Origin of the sequence: Aeromicrobium sp., from assembly GCF_049586495.1 — a bacterium.
Taxonomy (GTDB): Bacteria; Actinomycetota; Actinomycetes; order Propionibacteriales; family Nocardioidaceae; genus Aeromicrobium.
In genome coordinates this window covers 1-2,611 of sequence record NZ_JBAVCB010000141.1, presented here as the reverse complement: position 1 = coordinate 2,611, position 2,611 = coordinate 1, and the positions used below count along the sequence as shown (strand labels likewise).

The 2,611-nt window shown below is 67.6% G+C and carries 4 protein-coding genes; 2 read left to right on the top strand and 2 right to left on the bottom strand.

What is annotated here, in order from left to right; all coding sequences use genetic code 11:
• The coding region (locus WB508_RS07540) for an NAD(P)H-dependent oxidoreductase (protein WP_423844271.1) at positions 1-451 on the top strand (451 nt) is incomplete at its 5' end.
• Between the two features lie 32 nt (positions 452-483).
• Positions 484-1,164, top strand: a complete 681-nt coding sequence (locus WB508_RS07535) for a hypothetical protein (RefSeq protein WP_423844270.1) — start codon at positions 484-486, stop codon at positions 1,162-1,164.
• A 72-nt stretch (positions 1,165-1,236) separates the two neighbouring features.
• Here the strand turns inward: WB508_RS07535 and WB508_RS07530 are convergent, their stop codons facing one another.
• Entirely contained in the window at positions 1,237-2,250 is a 1,014-nt protein-coding gene (locus tag WB508_RS07530) for a PHP domain-containing protein (protein WP_423844269.1), read from the bottom strand.
• Between the two features lie 2 nt (positions 2,251-2,252).
• On the bottom strand, positions 2,253-2,611 hold a 359-nt coding region (locus WB508_RS07525), incomplete at its 5' end, for a KH domain-containing protein (protein ID WP_423844268.1).

The window sequence follows — 2,611 nt, the reverse complement described above, 5'->3', positions numbered from 1 at the left end:
GACCGACACTCTGCACGCGCTGACCAACGCGCTCGTCGCCGGAGCCCGCGACGACGCCATCGAGGGCGTGGACGTCTCGGTCGTCGCGGCGCTCGACGCGTCGGCCGACGACGTGCTGTCGGCGCATGGGTTCGTCGTGGTGACCCCGGCGAACTTCGGGTACATGTCCGGCGCCATGAAGCACTTCTTCGACACGATCTTCCTGCAGGTAGGCGGGTCGCTGAGCGATGACGGATCTGCCGCTGAGTCGCGTGCCACGAAGAAGCCCTACGGGCTGCTGGTCCACGGGCGCTACGACACGACCGGTGCGGTGCGGTCGGTGCAAGGCATCGTGCAGGCGCTCGGCTGGCACCGGTCTTCTGCGGTCGTGGAGATCCTGGGCGATGTCGGCGAGGTCGAGCTGGACCGGGCCACCGAGCTCGGCGCGACGCTCGCCGCACTGCTCACCTGACGGCCACCACCTGTTCCGTGGAGAATCTGGGCATGAGCGCACCCGACTTCATGCCGACGCTGTCCGCCGGAGCCCACGACGCCGAGGCTGGCGAGGCCTGCGTCATGGAGTACGTGTCGCTGCTGGCCGGCGAGCTCTGGAGCGATCGTCCCGACTGCACTCATCCGATCCTGGCCCACGAGGCCCGCACCACCAACGATCTGTTGATGGACACTGACCGTCCACGACTCATTCCGCTGATCGGGCGGTTGTTCGGCACCACGGCGGACTCGCCCGCGATCCGCACCGCCCTGCGACTGACCCAGGCTCACCGGGTCGCCGACTTGGTCGACCGGTCAGCTCGCGCGCGCATCGCCGCCGCCATCACGGCCACACCGGTTGATCCGATCGCCGCAGCGTTCAACTTCCCGATTGCGGAGAGTGACCTCGACCCAGAACACCACGCCCACCACGTCGCACAGTCGCGCATCATGGCGTTCGCGTTGAGTCCCGATCTTGATCCGGCAGAGGCGCACGCGCTCTACGCGTTGTCTGCCGCCCACAAGGTCGCCGCGGGTGAGTGCCAGGCTGACTGTGGCAACGGGCCCGCCCGGGCCCGCAGGATGGTGAGGGACCTGACGGCGATGATTGACGCTTACGACGAGATCACCGATCGCGCCGCCGTGCCCCTGCCCGTCGACGAGGTACGCCAGCTCATCGCCGAGGTCCGCTGACGAGTCACGTAGACCCACCGACGAGTCACTTGGTACGTCGTGCGCGACTCGTCAGCGGGCGTGCGCGACTCGTCAGCGCTTGGCGCGGGACCATTCCAACAGGCGGTCGACCGGCCAGGTGGTGACGATCCGGTCGGGGTCGATGTCGTGCGCCGCCGCGCGGGCCGCGCCGTGGTCGAGAAAGTCCAGCTGACCGGGCGCATGCGCGTCGGTGTTGATCGCGAACAAGCAGCCAGCGTCCAGGGCCAAGTCGATCAGATCGTCGGGCGGATCCTGGCGCTCCGGGCGTGAGTTGATCTCGACCGCGACGTCGAACAGCGCACACGCCTCGAAGACCATCTCGGCATCGAACTGCGACTGCGGGCGGGTGCCACGGCCACCCTCGACCAGTCGTCCCGTGCAGTGGCCCAGCACATTGGTGTGCGGGTCCGCCGCAGCCCGCACCATGCGTTTGGTCATCTGGCTGGCTTCCATCTTCAGCTTGGAGTGGACGCTGGCCACCACGACGTCGAGGCGATCGAGCATCTCTGCGGTCTGGTCCAGCGCGCCATTGTCCAAGATGTCGACCTCGATACCGCTGAGCAGATGGAAGCCGTCGTGCTGCGCGTCGACCTCGGCGATCACGTCGAGCTGGCGGGCGAGCCGATCGGCTGACAGTCCGTTCGCGATGGTCAGGCGCGGCGAGTGATCGGTGATGACCTGGTACTCGCGATCACGCCAGACCGCGATCCGCGCCATCTCCTCGATCGGCGAGCCACCGTCGGACCAGTCCGAGTGGCTGTGCAGATCGCCGCGCAGCAGCGCCCGCAGGTCGTGACCGCTGTCCGCCAGCGGGGTGGCGTCGCGCAGATCAGCCAGATAGGTCGGCACCTCACCCTCAAGTGCCGCAGCCACCACCTCGCGAGTGCGCTTGCCCAGACCTTTGATCTCGGTCAGAGTGCCGTCGGCGACTCGCTCAGCCAGCTGACCAGGGGTGAGATCCCCGATCGCGGTCGCTGCGGTGCGGAACGCCTCGACCCGGTGGCTCGATGCTCGGCCTCGCTCGAGCCAGAAGGCGATCTCGCTCAGTGCCTCGACGGGCGTCACGGTCAGAAGCCGAGCTTGCGCAGCTGGCGCGGGTCGCGCTGCCACTCCTTGGCAACCTTGACATGCAGATCGAGGTAGATCGGGGTGCCCAGCAACTTTTCGATCTGCGTGCGGGACACCGTGCCGATCTCTCGCAGGCGCACACCCTTCTTGCCGATGATGATGCCCTTCTGGCTGTCCCGCTCCACGTAGACGTTGACCCGGACATCGAGTAACGGTTTGTCCTTGGGTCGCTCGGCGCGGGGCACGACCTCCTCGACCAGCACGGCCAGCGAGTGTGGCAGCTCGTCGTGGACGCCTTCGAGCGCAGCCTCACGCACGATCTCGGCGATCAGAGTCTCCTCGGGCTCGTCGGTGAGCT

What these genes read in the sequence shown, in the direction of transcription:
- WB508_RS07535 (WP_423844270.1), top strand. Translation starts at nt 484, where the DNA reads ATGAGCGCACCCGACTTCATGCCGACGCTGTCCGCCGGAGCCCACGAC.